This is a genomic window from Paraglaciecola mesophila, from assembly GCF_009906955.1.
GTDB lineage: Bacteria > Pseudomonadota > Gammaproteobacteria > Enterobacterales > Alteromonadaceae > Paraglaciecola > Paraglaciecola mesophila_A.
Map to the genome: position 1 here is coordinate 4,407,274 of NZ_CP047656.1, position 26,798 is coordinate 4,434,071.

General features: G+C 43.5%; 24 protein-coding genes and 1 tRNA gene. 14 read left to right on the forward strand and 11 right to left on the reverse strand.

Going from position 1 to position 26,798, the window contains the following annotated elements; genetic code table 11:
* Positions 1 to 46: 46 nt before the first annotated feature.
* The 3 genes from guaA (at position 47) to FX988_RS18800 (ending at position 3,533) form a co-directional block, all read left to right on the forward strand.
* Positions 47 to 1,624, forward strand: a complete 1,578-nt coding sequence (guaA, locus tag FX988_RS18790) for a glutamine-hydrolyzing GMP synthase (protein WP_160181615.1) — start codon at positions 47 to 49, stop codon at positions 1,622 to 1,624.
* A 77-nt stretch (positions 1,625 to 1,701) separates the two neighbouring features.
* A complete protein-coding gene (locus tag FX988_RS18795) occupies positions 1,702 to 2,235 on the forward strand; it encodes a YaeQ family protein (RefSeq protein WP_160181616.1) in 534 nt (177 codons plus the stop codon).
* Positions 2,236 to 2,405: 170 nt separating this feature from the next.
* Complete coding sequence (locus FX988_RS18800; RefSeq protein ID WP_160181617.1) at positions 2,406 to 3,533, forward strand: 1-acyl-sn-glycerol-3-phosphate acyltransferase; 1,128 nt, start codon at positions 2,406 to 2,408, stop codon at positions 3,531 to 3,533.
* A 79-nt stretch (positions 3,534 to 3,612) separates the two neighbouring features.
* Here FX988_RS18800 and FX988_RS18805 read toward each other — a convergent pair whose 3' ends face one another.
* Positions 3,613 to 3,846, reverse strand: a complete 234-nt coding sequence (locus FX988_RS18805; protein WP_160181618.1) for a hypothetical protein — start codon at positions 3,844 to 3,846, stop codon at positions 3,613 to 3,615.
* A 205-nt stretch (positions 3,847 to 4,051) separates the two neighbouring features.
* Between FX988_RS18805 and tadA the strand changes: the two genes are divergently transcribed.
* Positions 4,052 to 4,540 (forward strand): tRNA adenosine(34) deaminase TadA, encoded by a 489-nt coding sequence (gene tadA, locus FX988_RS18810; RefSeq protein ID WP_160181620.1) that lies wholly within the window; start codon positions 4,052 to 4,054, stop codon positions 4,538 to 4,540.
* Here the strand turns inward: tadA and FX988_RS21650 are convergent.
* Both FX988_RS21650 and mltF read right to left on the reverse strand, forming a co-directional pair.
* Positions 4,537 to 4,695 (reverse strand): hypothetical protein, encoded by a 159-nt coding sequence (locus FX988_RS21650; protein ID WP_201751604.1) that lies wholly within the window; start codon positions 4,693 to 4,695, stop codon positions 4,537 to 4,539. The two genes, tadA and FX988_RS21650, sit on opposite strands and share 4 nt — an antisense overlap.
* Positions 4,696 to 4,962: 267 nt before the next feature.
* The gene (gene mltF, locus FX988_RS18815; RefSeq protein WP_254700664.1) at positions 4,963 to 6,690 is read right to left on the reverse strand and encodes a membrane-bound lytic murein transglycosylase MltF; all 1,728 of its coding nucleotides are present in this window, start codon (positions 6,688 to 6,690) and stop codon (positions 4,963 to 4,965) included.
* 155 nt (positions 6,691 to 6,845) lie between these two features.
* Here mltF and purL point away from each other — a divergent pair, with 155 nt between their 5' ends.
* Together purL and FX988_RS21655 are read left to right on the forward strand one after the other, a co-directional pair.
* Positions 6,846 to 10,733 carry a phosphoribosylformylglycinamidine synthase gene (gene purL / locus FX988_RS18820; RefSeq protein ID WP_160181621.1) on the forward strand — a complete coding sequence of 1,296 codons (3,888 nt, stop codon included), beginning with the start codon at positions 6,846 to 6,848 and terminating at the stop codon, positions 10,731 to 10,733.
* Positions 10,734 to 11,108: 375 nt separating this feature from the next.
* Positions 11,109 to 11,270: a hypothetical protein gene (locus tag FX988_RS21655; protein WP_201751605.1), complete on the forward strand. Its 162-nt coding sequence runs from the start codon at positions 11,109 to 11,111 to the stop codon at positions 11,268 to 11,270.
* 95 nt (positions 11,271 to 11,365) lie between these two features.
* Here FX988_RS21655 and smrA read toward each other — a convergent pair whose 3' ends face one another.
* A complete protein-coding gene (smrA, locus tag FX988_RS18825; RefSeq protein ID WP_160181623.1) occupies positions 11,366 to 11,950 on the reverse strand; it encodes a DNA endonuclease SmrA in 585 nt (194 codons plus the stop codon).
* Positions 11,951 to 12,121: 171 nt separating this feature from the next.
* Between smrA and FX988_RS18830 the strand changes: the two genes are divergently transcribed.
* Positions 12,122 to 14,023, forward strand: a complete 1,902-nt coding sequence (locus FX988_RS18830; protein WP_160181624.1) for a M1 family metallopeptidase — start codon at positions 12,122 to 12,124, stop codon at positions 14,021 to 14,023.
* 138 nt (positions 14,024 to 14,161) lie between these two features.
* Here the strand turns inward: FX988_RS18830 and FX988_RS18835 are convergent, their stop codons facing one another.
* The 4 genes from FX988_RS18835 to FX988_RS18850 all read right to left on the reverse strand — a co-directional run bounded on the left by FX988_RS18835 (position 14,162) and on the right by FX988_RS18850 (position 19,208).
* On the reverse strand, positions 14,162 to 14,932 hold the full coding sequence (locus FX988_RS18835) for a hypothetical protein (protein ID WP_160181626.1): 771 nt from the start codon (positions 14,930 to 14,932) through the stop codon (positions 14,162 to 14,164).
* A 293-nt stretch (positions 14,933 to 15,225) separates the two neighbouring features.
* Positions 15,226 to 17,442 carry a TonB-dependent receptor family protein gene (locus FX988_RS18840; protein ID WP_160181628.1) on the reverse strand — a complete coding sequence of 739 codons (2,217 nt, stop codon included), beginning with the start codon at positions 17,440 to 17,442 and terminating at the stop codon, positions 15,226 to 15,228.
* A 457-nt stretch (positions 17,443 to 17,899) separates the two neighbouring features.
* Positions 17,900 to 17,974: transfer RNA gene (locus tag FX988_RS18845), tRNA-Arg, on the reverse strand.
* A 64-nt stretch (positions 17,975 to 18,038) separates the two neighbouring features.
* Positions 18,039 to 19,208, reverse strand: coding sequence for a flagella assembly protein FlgT (locus FX988_RS18850; protein WP_160181630.1), 1,170 nt, complete (start codon positions 19,206 to 19,208; stop codon positions 18,039 to 18,041).
* A gap of 264 nt (positions 19,209 to 19,472) precedes the next feature.
* Here FX988_RS18850 and FX988_RS18855 point away from each other — a divergent pair, with 264 nt between their 5' ends.
* Positions 19,473 to 19,934 (forward strand): LPP20 family lipoprotein, encoded by a 462-nt coding sequence (locus FX988_RS18855; RefSeq protein ID WP_160181631.1) that lies wholly within the window; start codon positions 19,473 to 19,475, stop codon positions 19,932 to 19,934.
* Between the two features lie 196 nt (positions 19,935 to 20,130).
* On the opposite strand, the gene flgN is transcribed toward FX988_RS18855, so the two are convergent.
* The 3 genes from flgN to flgA form a co-directional block, all read right to left on the reverse strand.
* Positions 20,131 to 20,559, reverse strand: coding sequence for a flagellar export chaperone FlgN (gene flgN / locus FX988_RS18860; RefSeq protein ID WP_160181633.1), 429 nt, complete (start codon positions 20,557 to 20,559; stop codon positions 20,131 to 20,133).
* Positions 20,560 to 20,603: 44 nt separating this feature from the next.
* A complete protein-coding gene (gene flgM, locus FX988_RS18865) occupies positions 20,604 to 20,930 on the reverse strand; it encodes a flagellar biosynthesis anti-sigma factor FlgM (protein ID WP_007990079.1) in 327 nt (108 codons plus the stop codon).
* Positions 20,931 to 21,037: 107 nt separating this feature from the next.
* Positions 21,038 to 21,748 (reverse strand): flagellar basal body P-ring formation chaperone FlgA, encoded by a 711-nt coding sequence (flgA, locus tag FX988_RS18870; RefSeq protein WP_160181634.1) that lies wholly within the window; start codon positions 21,746 to 21,748, stop codon positions 21,038 to 21,040.
* Positions 21,749 to 21,900: 152 nt separating this feature from the next.
* On the opposite strand from flgA, the gene FX988_RS18875 reads away from it, so the two are divergent.
* The 6 genes from FX988_RS18875 to flgE all read left to right on the forward strand — a co-directional run bounded on the left by FX988_RS18875 (position 21,901) and on the right by flgE (position 26,708).
* On the forward strand, positions 21,901 to 22,821 hold the full coding sequence (locus FX988_RS18875) for a chemotaxis protein CheV (protein ID WP_160181636.1): 921 nt from the start codon (positions 21,901 to 21,903) through the stop codon (positions 22,819 to 22,821).
* A gap of 17 nt (positions 22,822 to 22,838) precedes the next feature.
* Positions 22,839 to 23,675, forward strand: coding sequence for a CheR family methyltransferase (locus FX988_RS18880; RefSeq protein ID WP_160181638.1), 837 nt, complete (start codon positions 22,839 to 22,841; stop codon positions 23,673 to 23,675).
* Positions 23,676 to 23,767: 92 nt separating this feature from the next.
* Positions 23,768 to 24,169 carry a flagellar basal body rod protein FlgB gene (flgB, locus tag FX988_RS18885; protein WP_160181639.1) on the forward strand — a complete coding sequence of 134 codons (402 nt, stop codon included), beginning with the start codon at positions 23,768 to 23,770 and terminating at the stop codon, positions 24,167 to 24,169.
* Complete coding sequence (gene flgC, locus FX988_RS18890) at positions 24,169 to 24,591, forward strand: flagellar basal body rod protein FlgC (protein ID WP_160181641.1); 423 nt, start codon at positions 24,169 to 24,171, stop codon at positions 24,589 to 24,591. Before flgB ends, flgC begins: the two co-directional genes overlap by 1 nt.
* Positions 24,592 to 24,624: 33 nt before the next feature.
* Positions 24,625 to 25,311 carry a flagellar hook assembly protein FlgD gene (locus FX988_RS18895; RefSeq protein ID WP_160181643.1) on the forward strand — a complete coding sequence of 229 codons (687 nt, stop codon included), beginning with the start codon at positions 24,625 to 24,627 and terminating at the stop codon, positions 25,309 to 25,311.
* 14 nt (positions 25,312 to 25,325) lie between these two features.
* Complete coding sequence (gene flgE / locus FX988_RS18900; RefSeq protein ID WP_007990067.1) at positions 25,326 to 26,708, forward strand: flagellar hook protein FlgE; 1,383 nt, start codon at positions 25,326 to 25,328, stop codon at positions 26,706 to 26,708.
* The last annotated feature ends 90 nt before the right edge of the window (positions 26,709 to 26,798 follow it).

Genomic DNA, 26,798 nt, shown 5'->3' on the forward strand with positions numbered 1-26,798 from the left:
ACCAGCCTTTTTTTATCGCCATCGCGCTAATAACACGAGTACCAAGATGACAACAAACATTCACGATCAACGCATACTTATTCTCGACTTCGGCTCACAGTACACCCAACTTATTGCACGTAGAGTACGTGAAATTGGTGTGTACTGTGAATTATGGGCATGGGACGTAACCGAAGAGCAAATTCGTGAATTTAATCCTAACGGTATTATCCTATCAGGTGGGCCGGAATCTGTTCATGCGATTGATTCACCGCGAGCACCGCAATATGTATTTGAAGCTGGAGTACCCGTATTCGGTATTTGTTATGGCATGCAAACCATGGCCGAGCAACTGGGTGGTGCAGTGTTAGGGTCCGATATGCGTGAGTTTGGTTATGCGCAAGTTGAAGTGGTTGAGCAAATGGCGCTATTGGATAATATCGAGGATCATGTGAGTCCAAATGGTAACGCGTTACTTGACGTGTGGATGAGTCATGGTGACAAAGTCGCTGCGGTGCCTGAAGGGTTTATCACAGCCGCGAAAACAGATAGCTGTCCGTTTGCGGCCATTGTTCACCCTGAAAAGCAATTTTACGGTGTGCAATTTCACCCAGAAGTGACCCACACGCGCCAAGGGCAGCGTATGTTATCGCACTTCGTTTTAGATATTTGTCAGTGTGAAAAACTTTGGACACCGGACGCAATCATCGAAGATGCCGTTGAGCGCATGAAAAAGCAAATCGGTGATGATGAAGTGATCTTAGGCTTATCTGGAGGGGTTGATTCATCAGTGGTGGCGATGTTGTTGCACCGAGCGATAGGCAAGAACTTAACTTGCGTATTTGTGGATAACGGTTTACTTCGTTTAAATGAAGGCCAACAAGTTATGGACATGTTTGGCGATCATTTTGGCTTAAATATTATTAAAATTGACGCAGAAGAACGCTTCTTGTCAGCATTAGCCGGTACTGACGAACCTGAAGCGAAACGCAAAATTATCGGTCGTGTGTTTGTCGAAGTGTTTGATGAAGAGTCAAAGAAACTCAAAAATGCTAAGTGGTTAGCGCAGGGGACTATTTATCCAGATGTGATTGAATCTGCAGGTTCTGCGACCGGTAAAGCTCATGTGATCAAATCTCATCATAATGTTGGCGGTCTACCTGCTGATATGGAAATGGGCTTAGTTGAGCCTCTGCGTGAGTTATTTAAAGATGAAGTGCGTAAGATTGGTCTCGAACTCGGTTTACCTTATGACATGCTATATCGTCACCCTTTCCCTGGGCCCGGTTTAGGCGTGCGCGTATTGGGTGAAATTAAGAAGGAATATTGCGATCTATTGCGCCGAGCGGACGCCATTTTTATTGACGAACTACATAAGCATGACTTGTACAACAAGGTAAGCCAAGCATTTACCGTATTCTTGCCGGTGAAATCAGTGGGGGTTATGGGCGATGCACGCAAATACGATTGGGTCGTTTCATTGCGAGCAGTAGAAACGATTGATTTTATGACCGCCCATTGGGCTCATTTACCTTACGAGTTTTTAGGTAAAGTTTCGAATCGTATCATCAACGAAATCGATGGTATTTCTCGTGTGGTGTATGACATTTCCGGTAAACCACCCGCGACGATAGAGTGGGAATAAGCTAAAATAATTCCTAGATTTAGGCCAGTTTTACTGGCCTTTTTTATTTTTCTACCTATTCATTTTGAGTGACTCTAATGGCGATTAAGCCCACTATTTATAAATTTAAAATATCATTGTCAGACCTAAATCGCGATTATTACACGGCGCTGAATTTAACCGTTGCTCAGCATCCATCTGAAACGATAGAACGCATGATGACCCGGGTTTTGGCCTACAGCTTAAATGTGGATGAACAGCTCACTTTTACCAAAGGCTTAAGCTCAGTGGAAGAGCCTGATATTTGGTTACGGGGTTTGGATGACCAGTTACATCTTTGGGTGGATGTAGGCGAGCCAGCGCAGGAGCGGATAAAGAAAGCCACTCGCTTGGCGCAAACCACAAAAATTTATAGTTTCAATAGTAAATCAGACACGTGGTGGCAACAAAACCAAGGTGCATTTTCGACTTTGCCTGTACAGGTATTTCAGTTCCCTTGGGAAGATATACAGAGATTGGCCAAGTTGGTTTCGCGCACGTGTGATATGTCATTTACTATCACCGGGGATTCAACCTACATCACTGCCGCTAATGGTGAAGTGGAAATTATTTGCCGCGAACTTCAGGGATAAGTCGCGGTCTGTGATAGTGTTACGTTAAAAGCGCAATCTAAAGCAGAAGAGTTTGCCAGTGGTATGAACAGAGCCATTGGTAGCCTATTTACGCTAAATTAGGATTGCTGATTGATTCTTTCGCAGGCAAAATGCGGCCCCTTTTTATTTTCTTTGAGTAGCTTTTCTTCATGAATGCAAAATTTGACTCAATTCGTCCATTTAACGATTGTGATTTACCTCAGGTATTGTCGCGCCTGATCCGCAATCGGCAGCTGATGGATAGTTTAGTCGCTTTTAGCTTTTCAACTTGGCCACGTTTTAGTTATCCCTTGTTGAGAGGGATTACGCGTTTATATTTATCTAAACGGCGCTCCAGTATCAAAAGCTTACGGGATTTTCAGGTTTTAGTTGAGCCTTACATGGAGCGCATGATTGAGCAAACGACAGACAGCTTTAGCGTGTCTGGACTCGACGAATTAGATGTAAGCCAACCCTGTATTTTTGTAAGTAACCACAGAGACATTGCATTGGATCCTGCCTTCGTAAATTGGTCTTTGCATCAAAATGGTCAAGACACGGTTCGAATAGCGGTTGGGGATAACCTACTGAAACAAGATTGGGTAGCTGATTTAATTCGCTTAAATAAGTGTTTTATCGTAAACCGCAGCGCCAAAGACAGACGACAGAAGCTAGCTGATGCTAAGCTGCTCAGTGAGTATATCTTTCATACTTTAAAGAATGATGCCCAACATATTTGGATTGCACAAAGAGAAGGGCGAGCAAAAGACGGCGTAGATGCTACCAACCCAGCGATTATTTCGATGCTCAGCTTGAACAAGCCTAAAGAGCAGTCGCTAACAGATTACATTCGTAGCTTACGTATTGTGCCAGTGTCAATTTCTTATGAGTTCGATCCTTGCGATTTAAGTAAAGCAAAGGAGTTGCACACAACAGAAGTTGAAGGTAGCTATGATAAAGCTGATAGCGAAGATATTCGTAGTATAGTAGATGGAATTGTAGGCTATAAGGGCAATGTTCACGTTGCATTTGGCAAAATATTAGATGACGAGTTTGACAGCGCTAAAGCGGTCGCCGAGCAAATTGATGTACAGATAAAACAAAACTATAAACAGTTTCCTAGTGCAGATGCCGCGGTTCAATTAATGGGACGAGATAATTGCGCAAATACCGATGTGTATAGCCAAACCAAAATTGATGAAGCAAAATTGCACTTGTCGTCTCGTTTGAGTGATGAATCAGAAGAGATTAAACATAAAGTGTTATCTATGTATGCAGTGCCTATTACTCACAAGTAGTTTGAGGTAAGGAAAAAGCAAAAAAGGGCTAAATTCGAGGTGAAATAGCCCTTTTCTTAAGATTTCGCTGTTCTTAGCTTTACGCCACTTTATCTTTCTTTAGATCATCAAACTGGCGGTGTAAGTCGTATTTTTCGTCGGTAACAATCTTTTCTAAAATTTCGATACGCTCTTTTAATTCAGTGACTTGACGTTCAAGTTCAGACTCTTTCTGCAGAGTCGCTTTATTCTTTTTCTTGCTTTTTGTTTGGTTTGTTATTTCTACAATGGCCCAACAAACGATAGCTACAATAGCGATGGCAGTCATGTTCATGTCTATTCCTCAATTCTATGTGTTAAAATGGTATCCATATTTGAATAGTATTAAGCAATTCATTGACCATAATTAAAAAGTCAATTTAATCAATGAGTTAGTTGTTGATAGGTAATGCCTTTCGTCATGAGGTTGGTTAAATTGACGAAATAATTAATCGATTTCACCAATTTCGTGCCCAGCAAACCGTTAAGTAAAGAGTAAGATGACTTTAGAACAAGATCAACTTTGGATGCGCCATGCATTAACTTTGGCCGCTAAAGCAGGTGATGCTGGCGAAATCCCAGTAGGGGCCGTGTTGGTAAAGGATCAACGGGTGATTGGTGAGGGGTGGAATCAATCTATCATGCTTAACGACCCATCAGCGCATGCTGAAATGCAAGCAATTCGCCAAGGCGGGGAATTTGTTCAGAACTATCGCCTTATTAACACGACTTTGTACGTGACCTTAGAGCCGTGCACTATGTGTGCTGGATTATTGGTTCATAGCCGAATTCAACGCTTGGTATTTGGTGCATACGATGCGAAAACCGGGGCTGCAGGGAGCATCATGGACGTGCTCAGAGATACGCGCCTTAATCATCAAGTCGAGGTGTTAGGGGGCGTGTTGGGCGAGCAGTGCGGTGAAACAATATCCGCTTTTTTTCGTAAGCGACGAGCGCAGATTAAAGCCAATAAACTAAAAAACGCTTAGTTAGTTATTGCGGTTGCCCACTCTTGGGTTAATTCCGTCATTTGATATTGCTGACGTCGACTGATGACTTTGCTGTGCACCCGTTTTAAAAGTTGACGGCGCCGACTCGTATTCGACACTTTATTACGATTGTTAATGGTGGCTCTTTTTTTCATACATTTTCCCTTTCGTTCTTTGTCTTATGAATAAGCAGGTTGACGACCAATCTTTTACTATCAACTTTGTACTGTCAAATTGCTCGATAGGATCGATTTTGACTTATAGTTGACACGTTAAAGAGTCGTTATGTTCACTAAAACATAATCTAACAGTTCGTTATGAATGAAAAATGACAAGCAATTTAACTAAAATACGTAATTGTAAATCAAACTTTACTGTGGGTTTTCATTAGTGCTTTTCATTAGTATTGGGGCAAATAAAAGCTAAAGACCTTGATTGGATTCACCTTGCTGTAAATCTGCACTTTCATTAGGCGGGGCGTTGCTATTCATTTGTTTCTCTGCCTCGGGCGTATCGGCGGCTTTGCCCTTGATAGCGCCGTTTTTGTCCGCCTTGCCTTCGTCAGGGGCGGTCTCGGCAACTTTGCCCTCAATAGGTTCGCTCTTTGTGCCATCAATTTTTGCAGCATCTGGTGTAGAGGTGCGTTGATTACTGTTGTTGTCAGTTTCGTCATTGTTGCTTACATCGCCTACCTGAACATCATTCTGTTCCTCTTGCAGTTCTATTGGCATCAACTCAGGCTGTTGCTCTTTAAGCCACACTAAGGTGTCGTAGTATCGCCGAATATTATCTACATAGATAACCGCTTCGTTACCCCTAGCGTATCCGTAACGTGTGGTTTTGTAGTAACGTTTTTGTCTTAATTGCGGCAGCCGCTTTTTCACGTCAACCCACATGTCTGGATTTCCACCTTGGCGTTCTGTTAATACGCGTGCATCCTCTAAATGGCCTAAACCTACGTTATACGCTGCTAGTGAAAACCATAATCTATCAGGGTGAGGTATGCGATCGGGAATACGCGTTAATAATGTCGCTAGATATCTAGAGCCTCCTCGAATGCTTTGTTCTGGGTCAAGGCGTGAGGTAACACCTAGGTCCTTTGCGGTATTTAAGGTTAACATCATCAAACCACGAACCCCGGTCACGGACTTTGCTCTGGGGTTCCAATGGCTTTCTTGATAACTCAGAGCTGCCAGTAAACGCCAGTCGAGTTCATTCGCATATTGTTCAAATAAGGGTTGATATTGAGGTAGTTTTTCGGTGGCTGAGCGAATAAAATCCCGTGTATCCACGTAGTTAAATTGGCGTACATGGCCAAAATGTTTGTCTTCTAATGCCGCAAGTGTGCCATTTTGATGGATTTTGCCGAAATACTCGATCAAGGCTGCCCGTAATGCATCATCGCCTTTTTTGCTGGTGGCCCAAGCAATACCTTGTGATTGACTCAACGAAAAGCCGATGCTCAGTTCTGGATAGCGGCGACGCATTAACGCTAAAATATTTGAATCTACCACTGTGTAGTCAAGCTCGTCTGCCAATACCGCCTCAAGCAACTCTTCTGAGTCTTTGTCATTGGTTTCTTGCCAACTTAGGTCCGGATGCTGGGCTTTATAATTACGTAAGGTTTCACTGTGTCCGCTACCGGCAACTACCATAAAGTTGCCAGTCAGATCCTCTAGCTCTCTTGGTCTGACGTCCCCTTGTTTAAAAACCAACTTTTGACTGACGTTTTGATAAGCAGGCCCAAAGCGGAACTGGGAATAACGTTCTGGACTGACATTGATACCCGCAGCAATCACATCAAAATGGGCATTGTTTAGCTGGGGAAAGAGCTCGTTAACTGTGTAGTAGGGGAAGATTTCAAGCTTAACACCCAAGTAATCTGCAAAACCTGCGGCTAGTTCGTATTCGAAGCCTTCTGGGCCGTTTGGACCATTATAATAGGTGGTTAATCCGTAAATAGTGCCTACACGTAATATGCCAGTATCAAGCACCTGCTGAAGGCTATCTTGCTTTTTAGGTTCATCACATGCGCTGAGTATTAGACAAACAGCAAGTACAAAACCATAACGAAAAGAACAACGAAAAAAAATACGACACCCCTTAAAAAATCTCACAATGGATATTGTGACCAAAAGTAATGAATTCATCCAGATATTTATCATTTAATAAAAGTCTTTCTTCAGGTGGTTTATCGCTTATCAATTGCACGAAAATCAGTATATAATCCTGCGCTTAAAATTTTCCCGAAAATCGGTTTGCCATCACGAAAGTGGGTGAGCCCTGCAACTTGGTGATTACCTTTATGCTTGTCCTTCGCGGCGCTCCAGCCCTTTCTGAATTTCGTAGTAAAAAACTCATGCAGTCTATTGAGGCCCTTAATATCCCTGTTCATGCTTTGTTTGCTGAATTTGTGCATTTTGCTCAAGTTAGTCAACCGTTAAGTGAGAGTGATACACAGGTATTAGATAAACTTCTTACCTACGGGCCTAAAATCGAAGAAAAACAGCACAAAGGGCGGTTATTACTTGTTATTCCGCGTGCGGGAACGATCTCTCCGTGGTCATCTAAAGCCACTAATATCGCCCATAACTGTGGTCTCGCGTCTGTTGAACGTTTAGAACGGGGTTGCGCATTTTATGTTGATGCTGATCCGTTAAACGATACTCAGTTAGCCCAGTTAAAGAACGTATTACACGATCGCATGACACAAAGTGTGGTCAGTGAACTACAAGATGCCAGCGTCTTGTTTAAACATGAGGCACCTAAGCCCTTAACCTCTATTGATATTTTAGCTGGGGGCCGTGAAGAGCTTGTTAGTGCTAACGTGCGCTTAGGTTTGGCCTTAGCCGACGATGAAGTGGATTACTTAGTCAGTAGTTTTGAAAAGCTAGGGCGTAATCCAAATGATATTGAACTCTATATGTTTGCCCAAGCAAACTCTGAGCATTGTCGACATAAAATTTTCAATGCAGATTGGACAATTGACGGGCAAGCGCAGCCTAAGTCTTTGTTCAAAATGATTAAAAACACCTACGAAAAATGTCCTGATTTCGTACATTCAGCTTACGCTGATAACGCCGCGGTGATGGAAGGCAGTTTTGCTGGACGCTTTTTCCCGCAAGCAGACAATAACCAGTATCGCTATCATCATGAAGATATCGATATTCTGATGAAAGTAGAAACCCACAATCACCCCACTGCCATTGCCCCTTTTAGCGGGGCGGCAACTGGCTCAGGTGGTGAAATTCGTGACGAAGGCGCCACAGGGCGTGGGTCTAAACCTAAAGCGGGATTAGTTGGATTTTCAGTGTCTAACTTACGTATTCCTGGGTTTGAACAACCTTGGGAAAGCGAATACGGTAAACCAGAACGTATTGTTTCCGCCTTCGATATTATGCTTGATGGTCCTCTTGGCGGTGCAGCGTTTAACAATGAATTTGGCCGCCCCAATATTCTTGGTTACTTCCGTACTTACGAGCAACAAGTGGTAAGCTTTAACGGGGAAGAAGTACGTGGTTATCACAAGCCTATTATGCTGGCCGGAGGCTTAGGTAATATTCGTAAGCAGCACACACAAAAAGGCGAAATCACCGTTGGGGCTAAGTTAATTGCCTTAGGTGGCCCTGCCATGAACATTGGCTTGGGCGGCGGTGCTGCATCCTCAATGGCTTCGGGAGAGTCTAATGAAGATTTAGACTTTGCCTCCGTGCAGCGAGACAACCCAGAAATGGAACGTCGTTGCCAAGAAGTAATCGACAAGTGCTGGCAATTGGGTGAAAACAACCCTATCCAATTTATTCATGATGTGGGTGCCGGCGGTTTATCAAATGCATTTCCCGAACTGGTGAATGACGGTGGACGTGGCGCGAACTTTTCATTACGCAATGTACCGAACGATGAACCAGGTATGACCCCTCTAGAGGTGTGGTGTAATGAATCGCAAGAGCGTTACGTTATGTCAGTGGCGCCTGAAAACTTAGCAACCTTTGCAGATATTTGTGCACGTGAAAGAGCACCGTTTGCTGTGGTTGGTGAAGCAACTGAAGCACGCCACCTTACTTTGGATGACAGCCACTTCAACAACAAACCGATTGATATGCCATTGGATGTATTGTTAGGAAAAACGCCTAAAATGCACCGTGATGTACAATCAAAAACGCTCACGGGAAGTGTGTTTGACCTGTCGAGAATTGATTTAAACGAAGCCGCATTACGCTTATTGCATTTACCCGCAGTCGCTGAAAAAACGTTTTTGATCACCATAGGCGATCGCTCTGTCACTGGTTTGGTTAATCGAGATCAAATGGTTGGTCCTTGGCAAATCCCTGTGGCTGATGTCGCGGTTACCGCCGCTGCTTTCGATTCTTATCAAGGCGAAGCAATGTCATTGGGTGAACGCACCCCCGCAGCCTTGCTAAATTATGGCGCGTCAGCGCGCTTGGCAGTGGGCGAAGCGTTAACCAATATTGCTGCTGCAGATATTGGTGATTTGAAACGCATTAAGTTATCGGCCAATTGGATGGCGGCAGCCGGTCACCCAGGAGAAGATGCGGGCCTTTATGAAGCGGTGAAGGCAGTAGGCGAAGAGCTATGCCCTGCTCTAGGGCTCACCATTCCGGTGGGTAAAGATTCGATGTCGATGAAAACACAATGGCAAGATGCGCAAGGTGATAAAGCGGTTACCTCGCCGATGTCATTGGTGATCACCGCTTTTGGTGCGGTGCAAGACGTACGTAAAACCTTAACCCCAGAATTGAGTAGCAAAGGTGATACGCGCCTGATGTTAATTGACCTAGGAGCAGGTCAAAACCGTATGGGGGCGTCTTGTTTAGCGCAGGTTTATCAGCAACTTGGTGATAAAACACCAGATGTTGATTCCGCTGAATTGCTCAAAGGCTTTTTCACGGCCATACAACAACTTGTGCATGAAAAAGCGTTGCATGCGTATCACGATCGCTCAGACGGCGGCTTGTTCACTACATTGGTGGAAATGGCGTTTGCCGGAAATACCGGCTTGAAGATTGAACTTGATGGACTCGCTGGTGACAACGCCAGTGCCTTATTTAATGAAGAGTTGGGCGCAGTTATCCAGTTCGATGCCGATAAGTTGAATCATATAAAGTCAGTATTGGCTAGCAATGGTTTAGCGAATGTGAGCCATGTGATTGGCACACTATCAAACGATGACCAGATTAGTTTTTCTCGTGATGGTCAACCTGTGTTGCAAAGCAGTCGTGGGGTTTATCGCAATGCATGGGCACAAACCACGCATCACATGCAAAGACTGCGTGACAATCCTGAATGTGCAGAGCAAGAACTGGCGACTAAAAATGACCTGAATAACCCAGGTTTACACTCGGCACTGACATTTGATGTGACTGAAGATGTTGCTGCACCTTATATAGCCAAAGGCGTTGCTCCTAAAATGGCGATTTTGCGAGAGCAGGGCGTAAACTCACATGTTGAAATGGCTGCTGCCTTCGATCGTGCAGGTTTTGCCTCTGTCGACGTGCATATGAGCGATATACTGGCAGGCCGCGTTTCGTTAAGTGAGTTTCAAGGTCTGGTCGCCTGTGGTGGTTTCTCCTACGGTGATGTACTTGGTGCGGGCGAAGGGTGGGCCAAATCCATATTGTTCAACGCAATGGCCCGTGATGAATTTTCTGCTTTCTTTGCTCGCAATGAAACCTTCAGTTTAGGTGTGTGCAACGGTTGCCAGATGCTATCTAATCTTAAGTCACTTATACCAGGTGCGGAACACTGGCCGCATTTTGTGACGAATCAATCTGAGCGTTTTGAAGCACGTGTAGCCATGCTTGAGGTGAAAGATTCGCCATCAATATTCTTCAAAGGTATGCAAGGCTCGAAAATGCCAATTGCGGTATCTCATGGTGAGGGTCGAGCTGAATTTGCACAGGCGTCTGGACTAGATACCACGCTAAATAACAATACGGTTGCACTTCAGTACATTGATAACTACGGAAAGGTGACCCAGCAGTACCCAGCTAATCCAAATGGTTCACCTGCTGGCATTTCAGGTTTAACCAGTCTTGACGGCCGTGCAACGATCATGATGCCACACCCCGAACGGGTATTTAGAACGGTAGCAAACTCTTGGCACCCTGATGATTGGCAAGAGGATAGCCCTTGGATGCGTATGTTCAGAAATGCACGGGTTTATTTAGGCTAAGCCCAAATTAGCCAGCAGTTTAAACGAGCGCGTTATCTTGTTGAATTTTAGTGGTAAATAAAATTCACTAGCGAAAAAGCCCCGAACCTGGGGCTTTTTTCAATTTCTTTTTAGGTATTAATAAGTTACGACTTTTGCATCATTGCAAAAAAGTAAAAATCAGCTAGTGTTTAAAAAACAAACAAAAAGTTCCGCAGTTTATAAAAAAAATTCCATCCTCAATTCTTTGATTTTCCTTAATAAAAACTTGTAACCTTGGATAAATCTGATTATTATTCGTTCGTTTCTTGACAGAAGTTTACAATTCTGCTTGTAAAAAGGATGTTAAGATTTTAGGGCAGGATGCAAGTATCCACAAAATAATAAGAGACTGATATGAATCGTTCATCTAAAGGATTTGGTTTGGCAGGTGTTTTGGCTACTGTCGTATTCCTCATTGTTGCTGCAATTTTTAGTGCATCAGCAAAATCACAACCAAAATCGACAAATGTGTCAACCTACACCGCTTGCGATGCCGTTTCGCTAGCTGAAAAATAACTCGTTCAATTGCACAAATTTTGTTGTCTTAGTCTTAGATAGCAAGCATATCCCGCTGTATATCTTATGCATGGCAATTTCGCATAAAAAAACGTCTATTTTTTACGATGTAATTCTCTGTTATGCATTTTGTGTTGCTCGCTTTTCTTCAGTAGAGCGTACACAGAAGCGTTACCACCATGATGGAGTTGGGCACTGTGAAAAGCGATCACTTGAGGTAACTGCACTAACCATTGGTTTACAGCACTTTTTAAATAGCCGGCGATCGGTTTACTTTGTTCGCCGCGTCCGTGCTTTATTAGCATGCAACGAATCCCTTTTTCTTGATTCAATCTGATCCTATCAAACAGTAATTGGCGAGATTTTTCGAAACTGCCTTGTTGTAGATTAAGCACATCGTCGATTGGGTATTTTCCCAAGCGTAGGTTTTTATACACTCCCTCTTGTACACCGTCTTGTTTAAAACCAATTATTTCGTCAGGTGCCACCAAGTGAGTAATTTCAACGGACAAGAAATTATTCGCTTTGTTTAATTGTTGCTCTAACGCTTTTCGTCTTAATTGTTGTGCGAGGCTTTTTTGCGCATGAGTTGTATTGACCTTGTCGTTAGGTCCTAACGGAGTGACATCACTCATGGCAGATAAAAAATCGTCACCTAGGTATTTTTCGTCAAACGACATATTTCTCTCCATTAGAATATAAGCGGGATATTGGAGACTCACTTACACCAATATAAGGCTTAGTGAAGAAATTTCAATTTACAAAATACTGTATAACTAGCAAGGGGTAATAGTTCTGTTCTTGAATTGTCTATGCCACAATTTGCAGTGGACTAACCATTAGGAACAAAAATGAAGTCAGCAATTTTAGCGACAACCATATCAGCCATTTTTGCGTTAAGCGGATGCGCAGGACAGAGTCATACCAGCCAAGCAAGTCATCCCAGCACTTCGAAGGCGTTGAGCAATACAGCAGTGAATATTGAAGCAGGCAAAGATTACCACTCTTTTTCTAACCCAGAGCAAATCAGAGTGACGCATTTGGCACTAGATTTGGATGTGAACTTCGACAAAAAAATCATCTCAGGGGATGTAGAATTATCTGTTAAGCGCATGCAAGAAGGCAACAATACATTAATTCTTGATACCCGTGATTTAACGATTAAGGGAGTGACAGTTAACGGTATGCCAGTGCCTTATTCTTTAGGCAAGGCAGATTCTTTCTTAGGGGCACCCCTTACGATCACTGTTCCAGAGGGAGCAGATAAAGTCACTGTATCGTACCATACATCGCCTCAAGCTTCAGGTGTGCAGTGGTTAACGCCTGCACAAACTGCAGGTAAACAGCATCCTTTCTTGTTTACTCAGTCTCAGGCAATTCATGCGCGCAGTTTTATGCCCCTGCAAGATTCACCACAGGTACGCGTGACTTACAATGCGACTGTACATACGCCGAAAGAGCTACTGGCGGTCATGAGTGCCTCGAACGACCCTGACACAGCCCGTGATGGTGTGTATGAGTTTACTATGCCCCAGCCAATCCCAGCCTATTTGATTGCCTTGGCGGTGGGGGATTTAAAGTTCAAACCCATGGGGAAACGCACCGGTGTGTATGCTGAGCCTGCATTACTTGATGCAGCAGCAGATGAGTTTGCCGATACGGAGTCTATGTTAGAGGTGACTGAAAAAACCTATGGGCCATACCGCTGGGACCGATACGACTTGCTTATCCTACCTCCGTCGTTCCCATTTGGTGGCATGGAAAACCCGCGTTTATCCTTTATCACGCCGACTGTGATCGCAGGTGATAAAAGCTTAGTATCACTGATTGCGCATGAGCTGGCGCACTCTTGGTCAGGAAACACCGTGACTAATGCCACCTGGCGTGACCTATGGTTAAACGAAGGTTTCACGACGTATTTGACCTACCGTATTATGCAAATGGTTTATGGTGATGACAGATATAACATGGAAGCGGTACTTGGTCGCCAAGACTTGCAAGCAGATATCGACGCGTTACCTGAAGATGATCAGATCTTAGCCATCGACTTGCGTGGACGCGATCCCGATGCGGTGTTCAGTAATATTCCTTATGAGAAAGGGGCCCTGTTTTTGCGAGAGCTTGAGCAAAAAGTCGGGCGTGAAAACTTCGATAAGTTCTTGCTACATTATTTTGAGCACTTTGCGTTTCAAAGTATCACCACCGATCAGTTTATGGCTTATCTCAATGAAACCTTGCTGACTGACTATGCAGATAAGTTGTCAGCCGATCGAATTCACCAGTGGATATTCGAGCCAGGTATTCCTAAAGGTGCGCCAGTACCCCACTCAAATGCATTTAAAATAGTAGATGACGCACGGAGTCAATGGCTTAATGGTGAAATAGAAGCCAAAGCCATCGACGCTGATGATTGGGTTGTTCATCAATGGCTTTATTTCTTAAATAATATGCCAGAGAGTCTGACTCAAGAGCAGTTGGCTGAATTAGATGCGGCATTTGACTTAACCGAAAGTAAAAACAACGAAATAGCGCATAGCTGGTTATTAATGGCTGTAGAAAATTGGTATAAGCCAGCGTTACCTCGGGTGCACAGCTACTTAGTTAGTATTGGCCGCAACAAGCTGGTTAAACCAATTTACAAGGCCTTGTCGCAAACTCCAAAAGGCAAGATATTGGCGCAAAAAGCCTTCGCAGAAGCTAAGCCTGGTTATCACCCGCTAACAGTAAAAGCCAATGAAGGGTTTGTTGAGTAATCTGTTGTTATTTATCCGATAGCACTATGATTGAAAAAGGAGACTGCGGTCTCCTTTTTTGTCTTTATTAAGCGGGGCGCTGACGGCCAGTGAATATCGCCCTATCTGTTAACCGACTCAGGCTTTTTTGAACGGCTGCTACTGTGTCGTATTCACCGGTTGACTCGCCGATTTTAATTGATCTTCCGCACGTTTACGCCACTTCTCAAGTTCAGCTAAACGACCCGTTAAGCCATTGCTTGCTAACGCAGTTGACATGAGCTTTTCCTGCAAGCTGTTGACTTGTTGTTCCGTGTCTATGCCTGTTTGCTCAACTTTGTTCAACAACTCAGCTAAACGATTAGCTGTATTATTGGTGCTATCTAATTGTTCTTGTAAAAGGCCTACCGTGGTTGCGTTAACATCGGTTTCACCTTTTACCGCACTTATCGATTGCTCTAGGGCGGTCTTCTGAGATTTCATGCTCGCTTCTAAATCTTTGATCTCAGATTGATTTCTGCGCCACGCTGATGCCCAAAGCTTGTCCATCTGTTCCCAAAGCTCTTGAGTTTTGGCACTGAGTTCAGTCACTTTAACTTGCAAAGCAACTGCTGACTGGTCCATTTCTTCCCCTGTTGCCGAAAGTCGATTCTCTAAATCTCCAATTCGTTTTTGCGCTTCAATAATTACCAGCTTTTGTTGTTCAATGGTGTAAGCGGTGTAGCCTATACCTGCCGCTAAAATAATGATGAAAAAAAGCATGGACAACCAAGAAGGACCAGAACCTTTGCTTTTCGGCTCTTTGTTCTTAGTGGTAGATGACTTGCTCTTGTTCGACGGGGCAGGGCCGCGATTACGACGATAAGAATCGAGATCGTCTTTATCCAATACCATGGATGGCATTTCATCTTTTGGATTATCATTCGACATAAATTGGTATTCATCCTCTAGCGAATTACAACTGGCCCGATTATAACGTTGATTGTATAGAAATTACCAAGTCAGTATCGCTTATCACTTTGATTAAACGAAAATTTGGGCTTAATGACTGCTTAGAAACATTCTGTCCCATTTAAACGCAGATATTTATTCGTCAAGTGACGATAGAAGCCAGATAGGAACATACAGATAATAGGACGGGATAGAAACAAAAAAATAGCCCTGACGTGGTTACCTAACCAGATCAGGGCTACTTGCCATATCTTTACTACAATTAGCGCAAACTAGAAGCTATAGGTTACGCCAATAGATGCCGTGCGTGATTTGTTAGGGCGCGCGCCATAAGGCTGACGGCTAACAATATCTTCTTCATCGGTTAGGTTCTCAATACGAGCAAAAACACGCAAGTCTGCATTCACATTGTATGAACCAGACACGTCGAGAATGAATGAGCTGTCTGTAACTTCAAATGCGTCGCATGATGCGCGGGTACACACGCTATCAACGAAAACTGCATTAAGATAAGTTGCCCATTTATTGCCTTCTAGGCCAATGGTCACTTGCCCCTGACTTTCTGGTATGTAAGGGATACTGTCGCCAGCAGAAACATCACCGAAGAAGTCAGTTCCAGAAATATCGGTATCAAATTCACTATCAATGTAGCTATATGTGAAGTTGAACGGAACGCGAATACCGTTGAATTGGCCGAGCTCGGTTTTCAGTAAGAACTCAATGCCTTGCACAGTTGCAGCGTCACCATTGAACGCATCGCCGATTTCACAATTACTACCTGAAGAGGCGGTACATACGCCTACTATGTTGTCGTAATCACTCAGAAAATATACGAGCTCGGCGTTCAAAGCGTCATTGTTGTAGCGAAAACCGAACTCATAGTTAACTGCTTCTTCTTCTTTTGCTCCTGGCGAGTTACTTGGTGCAGTGAAGCCTTTATGGGCACCTGCGATAAGGTTTAGATTGGCATCGACTTTGTACAACACACCTAAACCAGGTAACAAGACTGTGGTATCGTTTTCTCTATCATCTCGAAACACGCGCTCAGCACCATCGGTGTACCGGGTACGGCTTTGGCTGATATCTTCAAAACGTAGCCCTGGTGTGAATACCCAATCACCTAATTCGATGCGATCGTAAACATGTATCGCTAATGCATCAGCGTCTTGTACTCGGTTACCCGCGTTACCAAGCTCGCCTAAATCACTTAACAATAACTGGCCGTCTACCTGTTGATAAGTGCTGTTGCGCTGAAGACGATCTTCTTCGTCTTCATGCAGGCGAACACCGAATTCAATGTGGTGTTTCGCTTCACCAACTTGCTTATCCCAATTCAAACCGAATTGAATTCCACGTGAATAGTACTCACGGCTATTTGAGCGCAATTGAATACTGCCTGCTTCGGTATCTATGGTTCCATCTAGAATGCCTTGCAGCATGGCAACACTTGTGTCGCCGATTGCTTCATTATTATTGATAGCCGAAATAACATTTGACCAACTGGTACTAGAGAAATCTTGTGCGTTGTCGCTTCCATCTAAGTCAATGCCTTCGGTTTTAAACCAATCACGTTCATGGGTATTGTTGTAAGCAACAGCGGTAAAATTGAGATCTTTATTGATTTGATATGCATAGTTCAACATGACCTGAGTATGTTCAGTACTGATATTGTCCAGTGCTGACAAACCATAGCGACGCTGAGCATCGTCCGCAAAATCAGCATCGGTCAAACCTAGGTAGCTTTGCTCTGAGTCTTGATCTGTGTATTGCAATTTAAGCTCAACACTATGGCGCGAATTCTTCGGTGCATAGGCTAGTTTCATCGTCAGATCGGTTACATCTAAACCTGTGTCGTTGCTGCTACGGTCAATGTCTTGAAAGCCGTCCGATTGCCATTGGTGTGCCTCAAGTAAGTAACCAAAGCCCTTATCATTTTGTCCCCCTATCGTGGCATGCGCTCTATATGTTGCATCTTGGCCCGCTTCTAAAGTGACCTGCCCACTTTGCGTACTCGGAATTGGGGTGGAAAGCATGTTGATTGCTCCACCTATGGTATAAGGCCCTTGTGTAATAGCAGCTGGGCCTTTGACTACTTCAAATGCACTCATACGCCCAGCGGTTGGGAAGTAATAGGCCGATGGCGCAGAGTAAGGAGCAGGAGCAATCAACACATTATCTTCGAGTAATGTGATGCGACCGCTGCGTTCTGTGGCAACACCACGAATACTAATATTAGGGCGAAGACCATACCCATCTTCTACTTGCAGAGAGACACCTGGTGCTTGTCTAATAATGCGCTGAATATCTGTATAAGCGAATTTTTCTAGGTCTTGCTCACCTATATACTGAGCTGCTCCTGTCGCTTCCTGCGCTTTGAGTTGATTACCGTAAATAGTAACAGTTTCAATGGCTTTGTTATTTGGCGTTTCTTGTGCAATGGCTGAGAACATTGTCAGTGCTATAGAGGTAGCGAGTAGCGATCTTTTCATTTTAATTTAGGTATCCGTTACTTTTGTGTTGATAGTGTGTCAAGCATGTAAAAAAGCGCAGGGATAATATGTAAAGACAAAGGGTAATGCAAACTATTATCAATAACTTAAAGGGTGCAGGTGAGTAGTTATTTTTCAATGCGCAGAGGAATATTTTGTTGATTAATATAAAAGGCTTTAAAAATATCGCCTATTAGATTAACGCTAGTGAATTGGTGATATTCTGTGATGTTTTCGTTATTTATAAAAAATAAAAAATAAAAAATAAAAAATAAAAAATAAAAAATAAAAGGAATAGGTTGTGCCGAACATGCTTGTCTGTGACTAGCGTTACACAATAAAGCACTACGCAGGGAAGGAAAGGGTATGACATATTACGATTCGAAGAGACCAAATAGCTGCTTTGAGCAGGTGGCGATGGCTTCGATAAGTCAATTAGATTGTTCATAACGCACTTTGGTATCCCCACCTGGAATCGAACCAAGATCTAGCCCTTAGGAGGGGCTCGTTTTATCCATTAAACTACGGGGACTGCCTAAGCATTATCACTTTTTCTGCCTCGCTATTATTGCTTAGCACCGCTAAGAATGAAAGTGCTACTGGCGCGCAACGAAATCGTTTGCTTGAACATTCGCCAACGGTGCGCCAGATATTGATTTGACCAAGGCTGTGTCATTAAATACCTGTATCACTTTTAGCTTATTTGGATGAAGCTGCAATTGTTGGTGAAGGTTGCCTATCGGATCAATGAATTGTGCATGCTTAAACAAAGTGACCTCATCGCCGACTTGTACACCGTCTTGTTGACCAATATTTATCGTGACCTGTTCACTGTGCACTTGTAAAACGCGTGCGTATGTGGGTAAGCAACTTAATGCTTCATCCATCAATGTCGCCTGTTCAGCTATCGCCGCGGTAACCGCTTTACCATATTGGGATTGCCATAATAGTTGACTAGTAGGGCTAACTTGCTGGTGTAAATCGAACTCCCAAGGGCTATTGATTGCGATGTTTTCTTGTTTAAGTAACGCCGCGTTGTTGCCATCATAGAGGGAGAGTTCTAAACGAAAATTTCTGGTCAACGGCGCGTCTTGCCAAAATAGCAGGGCGTTTCGTGAAGTGCGCTCTACCGATAGTTCGGTAATCTCACCAATTAAAACATATTGGTTATCAGTACGCCGTGCGAGCGTGATGATGTCGTTTGTGATGTCAGGGCTTTGCGTTGACAAATAGTAGGGCTTTCGTTGCGTTATCTGGGCGAATCGACTCGTTTGATTAAACTGGTGTTCAAAGTGTTCGCTAATGGTTTGGCCAAACTCTGTTAGCCCTCCGGTAAGACCTTGTTGACGATCACGAATTGGAAACCATGTGCTGACGAGGCGCTTTTTGTATTGTGCTGCAGTACATTGGTTCTTATGCGCGAAGATGTCCGCTCGAATAGTAATCGTCACATAGTCATCGTGGTAGGTTTCGCTAATAAGCGCCAAGTCATTTACTTCACCACCACTGCGCACTTCGAAGCGGTCATTCTCCAATAACCCGTTCGACATAGCTTGAACACTGGTGATAGATGCCCCTGCAAACATCAGAGCCTGTTTAATCGCTTCTTGTGTTGCTTGCTTTTTGGCTAAAGCTTTATTGCCATTATTAATTATTGCTTGCCCCGTCGCTTCAAACCACGCCGCATTCGCCAGCATGGGTAAATAACTCGCTGCCAATAGCATTAAAGTAACAGCGGTAGCTAGAAATTGACGTAACTTAGGCATAAATAGTTTACTCGCTTAGAATGTTCGCAATCGGTCTTTTTGCGCCGAGTGCTAGTGCAAAGGACAAAGTAGACATTCGACATCTTTGTGTCATTGCATTGATTAAGCATTTTTCATACCTATAAGGGACATTTAACAAAAAAATTTATTGATTCCCATGAAGTAACCGAATGTAGGTGCAGTTCTTGCTAAGACCTATACCATACACATGATACTGGTCACAAAGCGGCAATTGCTGGTAGGCCTATTAGCACTGGAATCAATATGAAAAAATTATATTTTACCTTAATGAGCTTAAGCTTGGTGCTTGGCGGTTGTTCCTCTGTGTTTGATAAACAGGTTGAGTGGGAGGTAGTAGAACCACAAGAATACCCTGTGTTGTCCGCCATTGGGTATGCACCAATCAAGGGGCAACGAGGCGATACAGACTCAACTAAAATGCTAATGGCGATTAAAGCTTCTAAGCTCGATGCATATCGCGAACTTACTGAGCAGGTGTATGGCCAAAAAGTTGACGGTAGCCAAACATTATCTAATTTTTTGTTATCGGATGAGCGTTTATCTAGTTCGGTACAAGGGGTGATTCGTGGTGCGCGGGTAATCAAAAGTTACCCAGTGGGAGAGGACTTGTATGCCACAGAGTTAGAGTTAGATTTCAAACGTGTGTATGACATATATCTTTCTACTGCACGGCCTAAACGTGTGAAAGACGTTCATTACTACTAGTCGTAAAACAGGCTTGCGGTATAGCCTAGGATTATTTAAGGAATTGGTATTACGGTGTTTTGCGGCAATTACTTGCCGCAATTCGTTCAATGCAACAAAAAAACACTCAATCATCGAGTCAGTACATACACTTAGCGCGGATGATTCCGGTTAACCAGAGAAGAATGAAATGGAGGAATACCTGCAACTGTGCAGACTAAGCGCTGATCCCTCGACCGCTCTTGCCGCCACGCGCTTTTCCACTCTTATCATAGGTCATGGACTCTTTAGCGCGAGACTCAAGTAATAAGGTGCGTAAATGTTCAAGTCTGAGTTGGCCTTGTTCAACCGCGGTTTGATTAATCTTGGTACGGTATTCACATTCTGAAACTAGCTTTTTCGCTTGTTCAAATAGCGCAGTAACTTCATCGCTTGTGCGCTCTTGCTCACTGGTGGCGTTGAATACTTGGCTTATCGCATCGTCTTGCTGTTGAATATTTGTCAGCAATTCTTCTTTATTTTTAAGCAGGTTTATTAGGGCTTCTGCGTCTCTGGTGCTGATGAGATGTAGCTCAGCGTCAAGCGCTTGAATGAGGTTTTCGAGATGGTCGAACTGTATTTTTATTGCTTTTATTAATTCTGACATTCGTTTTGCCTGTGGTTTAGTAGGCAATCATTATGCTGCCGCTACTAGTTTCTGCCAAATATATCTGATTCTTGCAAGGCTATATTCTTCGCAAGGTTCTCAGGATTAACACTGTATTCACCGCTTTGAATCGCTTTTTTCAATCTATCAACCTTTTCTTGATTGACTGGTGCTTCGGTACTCTTTTTCTGTACTTGCGCTAATTGCTGTGCAGATTGCGTTAGCGACACAGAGTCTTGACGTACAGGTTGCGCTGAAGTGCTCTTTGCAGCAGCTTCACTCGCTTGATGGTTTTGCGACTGTTGTTGATTAACTTTTTGGTTATCAATAACTTGCTTTTGACCATTGTTGTTAACATTGTTAATAGACATAATGACTACCTGACCTTAATAAACTTTCCTCAAATATTGTATCGGCATCCTAGGACTAATCTTTAGGGCGATTTACACAATTTTTGTATGTTGTAACGGTGTTTCACCTATATATTAACAACGACTTCGCTGGTACTGGCAACGCGCGCATTAATTTGCTTTTTAGAGCGGCTGTTGGTGACGCTTATCGTGTCTCCAATATTACCATCTTGCATTGCAACTCCCGTCGCCTTGACTTGCATCATCGAGTTTGAAGCATTAATGACAATTGTATCACCCTTGCAGACAAAACATAAATTATTCGGTGTAATAGGTTGGCCGGGTCGTACGCGTCTTTTGATCCTAGCGCCTAACACATCATCCAGCGCTGAAAATGTCGTGCGTCTCAGCAGTGAGCGGTTCATATCGATCAACTTAATGTTACTCTGGTTTAATATTGTACCTGGACTTACCGCGTTTGAAATTACCACCACTGGCTGCATTTGTTTCACGTTTACCATTAAATACATATACCAATTTGTTTGCTGGCATTGGGCTTTGACCGCTATATTACTCTGCTGTAAAGAGTCGGCATTGACACTGTACACAATTGGAGTGGGACAAATAGGTAGGTTTATCCGCTCATCAATGTCAGCTGTGCTAATGTTTAAGTGAGCCTCTGCCGATGTATTGATTTGTGATGCCACGAATTGCTCTGCGCCGGTAATTAGCTGTGCTGAGCGCGTTTTATGGCTGCTTGTGCTTGCAAAGCCTACTGAATGGGTAAAAGCCAGTAAGGTGATTGATACAAGCACTTTATAAATAGCAATATTATTCATTTTCACTTGAGACCGATTTGTCTATGCTTAGGCAAATACAGGCTGAGCATAGCGTCAAAAATTAGACGATTTAGCGTAATGAGCGAAGTATTTGCCGCGATATTAAGGTCAAAGCAACTATTACGCCGATTTTAATTTTCACGGAGTTTTACATGTCTGAAATTATGAATTCAGTTAATCAGCGTACCCAATTGGTTGGGCAGAATCGCTTAGAGTTATTATTATTCAGATTAAACGGTCGGCAAAAATTTGGCATTAATGTATTTAAAGTACGAGAAGTACTGCAATGTCCAAAATTGACCTCTATTCCAAAGTTAAATTCCTATATTCGCGGGATCGCCCATATCCGAGGGCAAACCATTTCGGTTATTGATATGAGCATGGCGACTGGTGGCAAACCAATTCTCGATTTAGACTCCGCTTTTGTTGTTATCGCGGAATACAATAGCTCAGTGCAGGGGTTTCTTGTTGGAGCTGTTGAGCGAATTATCAATACCAATTGGGAGGCGATTATGCCGCCACCCAAAGGCAGTGGACGGGCGAGTTACTTAACGGCAGTCACTGAGTTTGAAAAGGAGCTTATTGAAATATTAGACGTTGAAAAGATTTTAAATGAGATTTCCCCCATTAGTACTGATGTAAGTGACGACGTATCGAGCATCTCGGTTGAAAACAAACGTGAAAAAATTATTTTTATTGCTGATGACTCCTCCGTAGCGCGCAATCAAGTCAAGAAAGCTCTGTCTACACTAGGGTTAGAAATAGAGATGGCCAAAAATGGCCTTGAGGCGTTGAATCGCTTAAAAGCATTGGCCGAAGAGACCGGCAATATTACAGATAAAGTGGGTATTCTGGTATCTGATATTGAAATGCCGGAAATGGACGGCTATACCCTTACTGCTGAGATTAAAAATAATCCAGCGTTACAGGATTTGCACGTGGTTTTACATACTTCTTTAAGCGGTGTCTTTAATCAGGCTATGGTTCAAAAGGTGGGAGCAGATGATTTTATTGCTAAATTCCACCCAGATGAACTGGTAACGTCAGTGCAAAAGTGGTTCGACAGTAAATAACCATCAAGGAAAATCTATTGAGCCGTCAAACACTTGATGAGCAGGAATACAGAGTATTTTGCCGTTATCTTGAAGATCGATGCGGCATTGTCTTAGGGGATAACAAGCAATATTTAGTGATCAGCCGTCTTTCGCCTTTAGTGGTTAAGTTTAATTATCCATCATTATCTGACTTGATAAAACGCACGACTTCAGGCTATGACGTGACATTAATGAATGCCGTTGTTAACGCCATGACCACAAATGAAACCCTGTGGTTTAGAGATGGCTATCCGTTTGAAATTCTACAAAATACCTTATTACCTTTACTAGCCAAAGCTAAAAAACCGGTCAAAGTATGGAGCACTGCCTGCTCTTCAGGGCAGGAGCCATATTCTATTGCTATGTCAGTGCTTGAATACCAGGCGCGCAATCCTGGCGCATTTGCTGCTGGCATTGAAATTATCGCAACGGATATATCCAGTGATATGTTGAGTTTGGCGAAGGAAGCCAAGTACGATAATTTATCCCTTTCAAGAGGGTTATCAGCGGAGCGATTAGCACGGTTTTTTGACACCCCTGCGGGGGCGAACTCTAGCATATTGAAGCAAAGCGTACGCAGTTTAGTGACCTTTAGACCGATTAACCTGCTCACGCCGTTTTCAACTGCGGTTCGCTATGATGTCGTATTTTGCCGTAACGTACTGATTTATTTTTCGGCAAGTGCCAAGGCATCCATACTGCAAAAAGTTGCCGCTTGCCTGCAACCACAAGGGGTTCTTTTTGTTGGCGCATCGGAATCGATGACCGGAATTTCCACCGATTTCGACATGAATCGTAGTGGCAGCGGTCTTTATTACGTTAAAAAAACTTAGTAATTTCAAAGTCTTACCTTTACCCCTCTCCACTGCCAAATATTTTGTGGCATAGCTATTGCTTTATTCCCGACGAATGAGGAGTAAAGCAAATGGCAATCAGTTTAGACAAATTAATGGGATTCACTCACAAGGCCGTGCAAGTCCGTACTGAGCGTATGGAGGTTTTAGCTGGCAATTTGGCCAACGCCAATACGCCGGGATACAAGGCACGTGACATTAATTTTCAAGATGCTATGCGTAGCGCGCAGAGTGGGCGTAGCCAAAATCTTACCCGCACTCATGAAAACCATATTAAAGGCCACATGCAAGGCTCAGGTGAAATGCAATTTCGCATAAGCAATCAACCTGATACAGGCGATGGCAACAACGTTGATGTACAAGTCGAACGTAACGCATTTTTAGATAACGGCTTGCGTTATCAGGCTAGCGTCGAGTTTCTCAACGGTAAAATTAAAGGCATGAAAAAAGCCATCAGCGGAGGCCAAAGCTAATGAGTTTATTTAACGTAATGGATATCGCCAGCACGGGAATGAGTGCGCAAAGTGTGCGTCTAAATACCACAGCGAGTAACGTGGCTAATGCAAACTCTGTTAGTAGCAGCTACGACCAAACTTACAAGGCTCGTCATCCTGTTTTTGCCGCTGAATTGCAACGCGCTTCTCAAGAGCAAAATGCAGGTACAGGCGTACAAGTGTTAGGCGTCGTCGAGAGCCAAGCACCATTGCAAATCGAGTATAGCCCTGGCCATCCAATGGCGGATGAAAACGGCTATATCTATAAACCAAATGTGAACATAGTGGAAGAAATGGCCGACATGATGTCTGCGTCAAAAGCCTATGAAACCAATGTTCAAGTGGCGGATACGACTAAACGTCTGTTTAGAAATGTATTGCGCTTAGGCCAAGGCAGCTAAGCGCTCGCGCACCGGATAATTTGAGGTACAGACGTGGATACATTAATTAAAAACGGCTTAAACAGTGACCTATATTGGCAACCAGAAACGGTGCCGGTGGCTGACGATAGCAATCAGAATTTGTCACAAGAGGATTTTTTCTCATTATTGACCGAGCAACTGGCGAATCAGGACCCGAGTAAGCCGGTGGATAATGATCAAATGGTGGCTCAAATGACCAGTTTCACCATGGCAGACGGTATTAGCCAGCTGAATGAAAAATTTGAGACGTTTGCTACTTCTATGACATCAAATCAAGCGCTGCAAGCGTCTAGTTTGATAGGTCAGCAAGTTTTACTACAAGGTGACGTGGCTCACATGGCCAGTGAAGGACAAGGTGTGTCAGGAGTTGTTATTAACGACACCACTACGCTTAATACTAAAATTACCATTGAAAATGAGTCAGGTAGCATAGTGAAGACTATTGATATCGGCACACAACCTGCGGGCAATATTCAGTTCAACTGGGATGGTAAAGATGCAGGCGGTAATTTTATGCCCCCTGGCAATTATGTGGTGAAAGCACAAGGTAATGTTTCAGGCGAACCGCAACAGCTTGTTACAGCGGTCAATCGGCATGTTGATAGCGTCAGCCTCGCTGGCAGCAGCCAAGGTGTCATTTTAAATCTAGATGGTGATGTCAGTGTCAAACTCGACGACGTCATTCAACTTGGTGGTTAACAGGAGAAAATAACATGTCTTTTAATATTGCATTGAGTGGCGTTTCCGCTGCGCAAAGAGACTTAGATACAACGGCTAACAACATTGCTAACGTCAATACTGTAGGTTTTAAAGAGTCACGTGCAGAGTTCGGTGATGTTTATGCATCATCCCTGTTAGCAGGCGGTAAAACCAAGGTAGGTGACGGCGTAATAACGCAAGAAGTTGCTCAACAATTCTCGCAAGGTAGCTTGCAATTTACCAATAACTCACTGGATCTTGCGGTAACAGGTAATGGTTTCTTTGCCACGATCCCTGAAATTGATTCACGTGAATTTTCTTTTACCCGTGCAGGTATGTTCAAGCTTGATGCTGAAAACTTCGTGGTGAACTCTAACGGCGATAACTTACTTGGTTTCCCTGTTAACCCAGATGGAACCTCTTCGTCTGTTGCATTAAGTACCACTCAGCCTGTACGTATCCCTGACTCGTCAGGTTCACCTCAGCCAACGTCTGAAGTATCACTGAAAATGAACTTGCCAGCGGGTGATGATGCGGTCAACTTGGATCTTTTCGACCCATCAGATCCACTTACTTATAATGCTGCGACTTCTGTTACCGTGTTTGATTCACTCGGTGATAGCCACGTTATGACGTATTACTTTATGAAAGATTCGGCTGCTGCCAGTAATGAGTGGGTCGTTGCAACTTACATGGACGAACAACCGCTTAACACAGAAGGGGACACGATAGGTAATCCACCAGCCACAGGGCCAAATGTAGTGGGGGAAACGTCTCTTGGTACTGGTGTGGCTGGTTATCGTATGACCTTTAGCGCAGGGGGGGATTTTACTGAAATTCAAAATGCTGATGGTACCCCAAGTCCAACAGGCGATATTACATCCGTTGCATTAGGCGGAACTATTCTAGCCAATGGTTCAGATCCATCTCAAACAATATCAACCAACTTTGCCTTTGATCCCAATGTGGCAACGGCAGATGAGCCGACCCAATTTGCCTCTGCTTTTGAAGTCACTTCATTGGAGCAAGATGGTTTAGCTGTAGGCCGGTTAACAGGTATTGATATTGGTGCTGATGGTCTAGTAAGAGCAACTTACTCTAATGGTACATCAGAGCCGATTATCCGAGTGGCCTTGGTACGCTTTGCCAATGACCAAGGGTTAACTCAGCAAAGTAATACCCAGTGGCAAGAAAGTATCTTATCCGGTGAAGCACTTGCCGGTGAGGCAACCACTGGTACCTTTGGGGATATTAACTCTTCAGCGTTAGAACAAGCAAACGTGAATTTGACCACTGAATTGATTGATTTGATCATCGCTCAGCGGAACTTCCAAGCGAACTCACGTGCCCTTGAAGTTAACAACCAACTTAACCAGACTATCTTGAATATTCGTTAATAATTTCAAACATTTATTATCCTAAGGCCACGTTATGTGGCCTTTTTTATAGGTTGAATTTAACTGGGTTTAAACTAGGGCCTTCATTCA

What these genes read in the sequence shown, in the direction of transcription:
- guaA (WP_160181615.1), top strand. Translation starts at nt 47, where the DNA reads ATGACAACAAACATTCACGATCAACGCATACTTATTCTCGACTTCGGC.
- FX988_RS18795 (WP_160181616.1), top strand. Translation starts at nt 1,702, where the DNA reads ATGGCGATTAAGCCCACTATTTATAAATTTAAAATATCATTGTCAGAC.
- FX988_RS18800 (WP_160181617.1), top strand. Translation starts at nt 2,406, where the DNA reads ATGAATGCAAAATTTGACTCAATTCGTCCATTTAACGATTGTGATTTA.
- FX988_RS18805 (WP_160181618.1), bottom strand. Translation starts at nt 3,846, where the DNA reads ATGAACATGACTGCCATCGCTATTGTAGCTATCGTTTGTTGGGCCATT.
- tadA (WP_160181620.1), top strand. Translation starts at nt 4,052, where the DNA reads ATGACTTTAGAACAAGATCAACTTTGGATGCGCCATGCATTAACTTTG.
- FX988_RS21650 (WP_201751604.1), bottom strand. Translation starts at nt 4,695, where the DNA reads ATGAAAAAAAGAGCCACCATTAACAATCGTAATAAAGTGTCGAATACG.
- mltF (WP_254700664.1), bottom strand. Translation starts at nt 6,690, where the DNA reads ATGAATTCATTACTTTTGGTCACAATATCCATTGTGAGATTTTTTAAG.
- purL (WP_160181621.1), top strand. Translation starts at nt 6,846, where the DNA reads ATGCTTGTCCTTCGCGGCGCTCCAGCCCTTTCTGAATTTCGTAGTAAA.
- FX988_RS21655 (WP_201751605.1), top strand. Translation starts at nt 11,109, where the DNA reads ATGAATCGTTCATCTAAAGGATTTGGTTTGGCAGGTGTTTTGGCTACT.
- smrA (WP_160181623.1), bottom strand. Translation starts at nt 11,950, where the DNA reads ATGTCGTTTGACGAAAAATACCTAGGTGACGATTTTTTATCTGCCATG.
- FX988_RS18830 (WP_160181624.1), top strand. Translation starts at nt 12,122, where the DNA reads ATGAAGTCAGCAATTTTAGCGACAACCATATCAGCCATTTTTGCGTTA.
- FX988_RS18835 (WP_160181626.1), bottom strand. Translation starts at nt 14,932, where the DNA reads ATGTCGAATGATAATCCAAAAGATGAAATGCCATCCATGGTATTGGAT.
- FX988_RS18840 (WP_160181628.1), bottom strand. Translation starts at nt 17,442, where the DNA reads ATGAAAAGATCGCTACTCGCTACCTCTATAGCACTGACAATGTTCTCA.
- FX988_RS18850 (WP_160181630.1), bottom strand. Translation starts at nt 19,208, where the DNA reads ATGCCTAAGTTACGTCAATTTCTAGCTACCGCTGTTACTTTAATGCTA.
- FX988_RS18855 (WP_160181631.1), top strand. Translation starts at nt 19,473, where the DNA reads ATGAAAAAATTATATTTTACCTTAATGAGCTTAAGCTTGGTGCTTGGC.
- flgN (WP_160181633.1), bottom strand. Translation starts at nt 20,559, where the DNA reads ATGTCAGAATTAATAAAAGCAATAAAAATACAGTTCGACCATCTCGAA.
- flgM (WP_007990079.1), bottom strand. Translation starts at nt 20,930, where the DNA reads ATGTCTATTAACAATGTTAACAACAATGGTCAAAAGCAAGTTATTGAT.
- flgA (WP_160181634.1), bottom strand. Translation starts at nt 21,748, where the DNA reads ATGAATAATATTGCTATTTATAAAGTGCTTGTATCAATCACCTTACTG.
- FX988_RS18875 (WP_160181636.1), top strand. Translation starts at nt 21,901, where the DNA reads ATGTCTGAAATTATGAATTCAGTTAATCAGCGTACCCAATTGGTTGGG.
- flgB (WP_160181639.1), top strand. Translation starts at nt 23,768, where the DNA reads ATGGCAATCAGTTTAGACAAATTAATGGGATTCACTCACAAGGCCGTG.
- flgC (WP_160181641.1), top strand. Translation starts at nt 24,169, where the DNA reads ATGAGTTTATTTAACGTAATGGATATCGCCAGCACGGGAATGAGTGCG.
- flgE (WP_007990067.1), top strand. Translation starts at nt 25,326, where the DNA reads ATGTCTTTTAATATTGCATTGAGTGGCGTTTCCGCTGCGCAAAGAGAC.